General features: G+C 24.5%; 5 protein-coding genes. All 5 read left to right on the top strand.

Going from position 1 to position 6147, the window contains the following annotated elements:
* The first annotated feature begins 188 nt into the window (after positions 1-188).
* The 5 genes from mscL to OL66_RS00075 all read left to right on the top strand — a co-directional run bounded on the left by mscL (position 189) and on the right by OL66_RS00075 (position 5758).
* Complete coding sequence (mscL, locus tag OL66_RS00090; protein WP_173401676.1) at positions 189-626, top strand: large conductance mechanosensitive channel protein MscL; 438 nt, start codon at positions 189-191, stop codon at positions 624-626.
* 206 nt (positions 627-832) lie between these two features.
* Positions 833-2557, top strand: coding sequence for an ABC transporter ATP-binding protein (locus OL66_RS00085; RefSeq protein ID WP_011160434.1), 1725 nt, complete (start codon positions 833-835; stop codon positions 2555-2557).
* Entirely contained in the window at positions 2554-4347 is a 1794-nt protein-coding gene (locus OL66_RS00080) for an ABC transporter ATP-binding protein (RefSeq protein ID WP_034171973.1), read from the top strand. The genes OL66_RS00085 and OL66_RS00080 overlap by 4 nt, the downstream gene beginning before the upstream one ends.
* A 286-nt stretch (positions 4348-4633) precedes the next feature.
* The gene (locus tag OL66_RS04455) at positions 4634-4765 is read left to right on the top strand and encodes a hypothetical protein (RefSeq protein WP_274518114.1); all 132 of its coding nucleotides are present in this window, start codon (positions 4634-4636) and stop codon (positions 4763-4765) included.
* A 27-nt stretch (positions 4766-4792) separates the two neighbouring features.
* Positions 4793-5758 carry a hypothetical protein gene (locus tag OL66_RS00075; protein ID WP_034171972.1) on the top strand — a complete coding sequence of 322 codons (966 nt, stop codon included), beginning with the start codon at positions 4793-4795 and terminating at the stop codon, positions 5756-5758.
* Positions 5759-6147: the final 389 nt, after the last annotated feature.

The raw sequence follows: 6147 nt of genomic DNA, 5'->3' as shown, positions 1-6147 counted from the left end.
ATTTTTGATTTTTCAAATTATTTTTTCATATTTGTTATTTATTAAAATTGTTTTATAAAAATATTAAAATCTAAAATTTTAAAGAGTTTTGAATCCTTTTTTGACTTTTGTTATTCCTTTATTTTGATACAATAACTAAAATAATTACAAAACTTATCTTTAATTTTTTATTAAAAAGGAGTTTTTAAATGATAGAAAATTATAATTTTACCTCTAAATCTTTGCAATTTGCTAAAGGTTTTAAAGCTTTTATTGCTCGTGGTAATGTCATTAATTTAGCTGTTGCATTTGTAATAGGACAACTTTTTACCAAAATTGTAAGTTCTTTGGTAGCAGATATTATTATGCCTCTTTTTTCTTTGTTGTTTAATTATACTGGGGCTTTAAAAGATTTGAAATTGGAAATTAAAGCTAATACTTATCTTGGTTATGGTAATTTTTTGCAAACTATTTTAGAGTTTTTGTTGCTTTCTTTTATTATTTATACTATTTTAACTTTAATGTCATGGAAAAATCCTTTGCAAAAGGATAAAGTCGATAAGAATATGTTACTTTTACAACAAAGTCTTGATAAAGAAATTGCTTTATTAGAAGAAATTAAAGATATTTTAAAATCAAATAAGTAATTGCAAGTTAGTATTAACAATAAATATTATTTAGTTGTTATTAAAACAATTATAAGAGACTATTTTTAATAGTCTTTTTTTTATTACGTTTTATTATTTTAATTATATTTTCACCCTTTTTATCCTTATTTTTTACCATTATTACTTGAAAGAAATTGCAACAAAAAAATTAACCATATAAACAAAGGAATTGTGAGTTTAGACTAATGAAAATTATTTGGAAATATTTATTCAAATACAAAATGTTGCTGTTATTAAATTTAATTGCTGTTTTGTTTGTTTGTTGTAGTGAATTGGGAATTCCTTTTATAATTGGTAAATTTATTATTGATTATAATAAAAATCAAATTGATCCTTTCGCACTTTTAGGGCTTTTAGCTTTATGTGCTTGTTGTGGTTTTATAGGAAATCTAATTCTTAATTATTGTGCTTCCAAAGTATCATCCTTGCTTTTTCAAGATTTAAGCGTCGATATTTTTAAAAAAGTACAAACTTTTTCGCCCACTGAGATGAAACAATTAGGAATTTCTTCTATCCTTAACTATACTACTTTGGATGTTTTTCAAGTAATGAATTTCATTTCTGTTTTTTACCGTACTGCTGTTGTGTCTCCTATTATGCTTGTAGTTAGTGTTGTTGCTATTTTTTATGTAGCTTCTTTTTTGCTTTTAGGAATCCTTTTTGTTGCTCCTTTTTTAGTTTTAACCTTATTTATTATTCTTAAAAAATCTTATATTTTATCACAGCAACAACAAAAAAAATTAGATGAATTAAATGTTATTACTCGCGAAAATTTAATTGGGATTAAATCTATTCGTGCTTTTCGCCAAAGTCAATATGAAACTTCTCGTTTTTCTAAAGTAAATCATAAATATAGTTTTTTTTCTATTAAATTATTTAATTTTATGGTTTCTATTGATCCTATCTTTTATTTGTTTTTAAATTGTTCTATTTTGATTAATGTTGGAGTAGGAGTATATTATTTAACTCAAAGTCATCCTGATTTTACTACGGGGAAACTTCTTTCATGTATTGATTATCAATTTCATGTTTTATTTGCTATTTTAGATTTTTTATTACTCTTTATGATGTTTCCTAAAACTTTGGTATCTGTTAGAAGAATTGAAAATGTTTTAAATATTACCCCTAAAATTAAAAATGTTTGTAAACCTTTAAAACCGCAAATGCCTTTTCAAACTTTGTCTTTTGAAAATGTCACTTTTACTTATCCTGATGCTACACAACCCATGTTAGAAAAGATTAATTTTAGTATGAAACAAGGACAAATTGTAGCTTTTGTAGGTGCTACTGGTTCAGGAAAATCAACCCTAATAGGGCTTATTCCTCGCCTTTATGATGTGTGCGAAGGTGCTATTAAAATTAATGATATTGATATTAAAGAATATGATCTTAATTATTTGCGTAATAAAATTAGTTTTATTTCTCAAAAAAATGTTTTATTTAAAGGAACTATTAGAAGTAATTTAGCTTTTGGCAAACAAAACCCTCAAGAAAATCAAATGACAGAAGCATTGCAACTTGCTCAAGCTTATCAAATTGTACAAAATAAAAATCATAAATTTAATGAAATAGTAAGTGAATTAGGTACTAATTTTTCAGGGGGACAAAAACAAAGGCTTTCTATGGCAAGAGGATTTCTTAAAAAACCTGATATCTATATTTTTGATGATTCTTTTTCAGCTCTTGATTATAAAACTGAATATGAAATTAGAAAAGCTTTTTTTGAAATGAAAAATCAAGCCTTAGTGTTAATTGTTGCTCAAAGAATTACTTCTGTTATTAATGCTGATAAAATTATTGTTTTAGAAGAAGGAAAAATGAAAGCTATAGGAACTCATCAAGAATTAATGAAAAATTGTCTTCTTTATCAAGAAATTGCCAAATCCCAAAATTTAGAGGTTGTTGTATGAAAAGAATTTTGAGATATTTAAAACCTTTTAAAAAACAAATTAATTTAGGGCTTTTCTTAATTTTTTTATCTTCCCTTTTTAATGTTTTTTTGTTTTATTTTGAAGGTAGATTTATTACTGATAAAATGCAAAATTATTATAAAGATAAAAATTCCTTTTCTGTTCCTTTTTTTGGCAATGATATTATGTTTTATATTATCTTTATTTTATGTATTAATTTATTTTTATATTTTGTTGTTGTTGTGTGTCGTGTCTTTTTTAATAAAATGTTAATTTCATCTATTCATCAAGGGATGAGAGATTTGCGTCAAGATGTGCAAAAAAAAATTCATCGTTTACCTATTAAATACTTTGATTCTAATACTTTAGGAAATATTATGAGTCGGATGACAAATGATATTGAAGTTATTTCTAATGCCTTGCAACAATCTTTTTCTATTATGTTAGCTGCTTTTTTAATGATTGTAATGATTGTTTGTTTTATGTTTGTTTTACATCTTTTTTTAGGTATTATTGTCTTTATGATGATTCCTTTTTCCTTTTATGCTATTTATAAAGTGTTTACTAAATCACAGAAAATCTTTATTCAAAGGTTTGATGCATCAGGGAATCATCATGGTTTTTTACAAGAAAAATATACTGGATATAAAGAAATTATTTTATATAATCAACAAAATACAGTTATTGAAGAGTTTAGTTATCAAAGTAAGTATTTAGAAAAGTTAGTTTTTAAATCTAATTTTTTGTCTGGATTAACTTCGCCAATTGTATGTTTATTTACTCATTTTACTTTAATTGCAGTTAGTATGATGGGATTTTTTTTGATTGAAGGACATAATATATCTCTTTTTTTAACTAAATTAGGAGTAGGAGTTATTGGAATAGGACTTTTTAGATGTTTTTTACAATTTGTGTGGCGTTTAGGGAATCCCATTATTGAAATAGGTCATATGTCAGTTTTATTACAATCTGCTAATGCTGCTTCTAGAAGAGTATTTGCTTTTTTAAATGAAATTGAAGAAGCTCCTGAAGTGCTCAAACCTCAAGTTATTGCCAATCCTCAAGGAGAAGTTGTTTTTGAAAATGTTTCTTTTGGTTATAATAAAAGAGATATGTTATTAAGGAATATTAATTTTGTTGCCAAGCCAGGACAAACCATAGCTATTGTAGGTCCTACAGGTTCAGGTAAATCTACTTTAATTAATCTTTTAATGCGTTTTTATGATATTAATGCAGGGTCTATTAAAGTTGATGGAGTTGATATTCGTGAGTTAAAGAAAGATAATTTAAGAACTATTTTTGGAATGGTATTACAAGATACTTGGTTTTTTAAAGATACTATTTGGCAAAATATTAAATATGGTAAACAAGATGCAACTGATGAAGAAGTAATACAAGCAGCCAAACAAGCTCAAGTTAATTATTTTATTAATACTAAGCCTAATGGTTATCAGATGCAAATTAATGAAGAAGCAGATAACTTATCACAAGGAGAAAAACAATTAATTACTATTGCAAGGACTATTTTAAGTAATCCTAAAATATTAATTTTGGATGAGGCTACTTCTAATGTAGATACTAGAATTGAAATTTTGTTACAACAAGCCATTCAAAAGTTAATTCAAAATAAAACTGCTTTTGTTATTGCTCATAGATTGTCTACTATTGTTAATGCTGATAAGATATTAGTGCTTCATAGAGGGGCTATTATTGAACAAGGAACACATCAAGAATTATTAAATTATAAAGGATTTTATTATAAACTATATCAAAGTCAATTTCAAAAATAAGATATAATATTAATATTAAATATAAAGACCAACTATAAAAATAGTTGGTCTTTTCCTTATTTGTAAGTTATTATTTTATTATTTCAATATTTTTTATTGGTGTTGTTGGTTTTAGGTGATATGTTATAATAAGAATAATTAATTGCGATAATGTATAAAAAATTTATGGGAGATTATATTTGTGTTGTAAACTGGATAATTATTTGATTGATTTATTTTCAAAACTATAAATTATTATAGAGTGAATATTTTGAGATAATAACCGAATTTAAAAAGGAGTAAAAAAATGAAACAAATTAAATCTTCATATATTATATATACTTTTGTTATAATTATTTTTATTGCCATAATTACTTTGCTTTTTATTCGTGAATATAATAAAAGAAATCAAAAAACATGTTATCATGATGCAAATTAAATTGCTGATTTTGATCCTTTAGCTAAAATGAGTGGACAAATTCATAAAAATGATAAGGGACAAATATATAAAATAACTTACCCTAAAGGCGGCTATGTTGAATATAATCCAGAAACCAAAAAAAGAAAAAAAGTTTTAGAAACATATGAGGATTCTCGTATTCCTTCTAATTATATTGAACAACTTTTACTTTTTAATGAAGATGGTAAAATATATAAGATGATTTCAGAAGGAACTATTGATGAAATAGAACCCATAAATCCGCCCTTAACTAACAAAAAAATAATGATTAATAAAAGGATTTTGCAAAATCGAAAAATTATTTTGAATTGCACAAACAATCTCCTTAAGCAAGAAATCCTACGTATAAATAACTCTGATTACCCTGGACTAAATCAAGCCCAAAAAATAACCAATGAAAAAAATCAAATTACACATATTATTTTTCCTGATGGAGTTATTGAGGAATTCAACCCCGAAAATAAAATGCTTATCCAAACTGTTTACCCCAAAGAAGGTATAATAATTCTTAATAGTTTATTTACAATAAAAGCAGATAAAGAATATAATCCTTCCACAAATATACCTAATTGCCAAAAAAATATTTCATTATTATCTTTTGAAGATACAAATTTTTCCTCAAATTCCCAAGATATCACAAAATATGTTGAATCAAAATTAAAGAAACAAGAAATAACAGAAACATTTTCAAATGGCAAACCTAATAAAATAATTACTACTTATTATTATAGCGGCAACGAATGTAAAAATGAATACTATGAAAATGAAAAATTAATTTCAACAACTATGAAATTTGACCCAGATAGAATAATAAAATATTTAGACAATGAAGTAGATCAAGTTAAAATAGAAATAATTTACAAACAAAGCGAAAAAAATGATAAACCTACAGAAACATATCCATATGAAGGAAAATGCCAATATTGCACTCAAATCCTTAAACCTGATGACAAAATTTTATTAATTAAATGAAAAAATATTATATTAAATTTGTGATGTTTTTTAGTAACTTAAAACGCTCCAATAATTCGCCCCCAGTAAAGAATGCATATTTTATACCCAAACTATTTACTTAGTTTGGGTTTTTTTGCATTCCAACGAAAAACAAAATAAAAATTATTCAAAAATAAGTTCAATATTTTTAATTATTTATTGAATTGCAATTTATTAATTTTTTTGCGTAAAAAACGTCAAAAATAATGTCATTATTGAACTTTTTTATTATTTTATTAGTATTTTTGATAAATATAGGGTTATTATAGAGTTATTTTTAAGATTTAGAGTATTAAATTGTTATTAAATTAATAAAGTTTGAGCGTCAAAAACCCACCCTTATTTTTTTTATGTTATAATAGATATGT

This window comes from Chrysanthemum yellows phytoplasma (genome assembly GCF_000803325.1).
Lineage (GTDB): Bacteria > Bacillota_I > Bacilli_A > Acholeplasmatales > Acholeplasmataceae > Phytoplasma > Phytoplasma asteris.
This window is presented reverse-complemented; position numbering and strand designations above follow the sequence as displayed.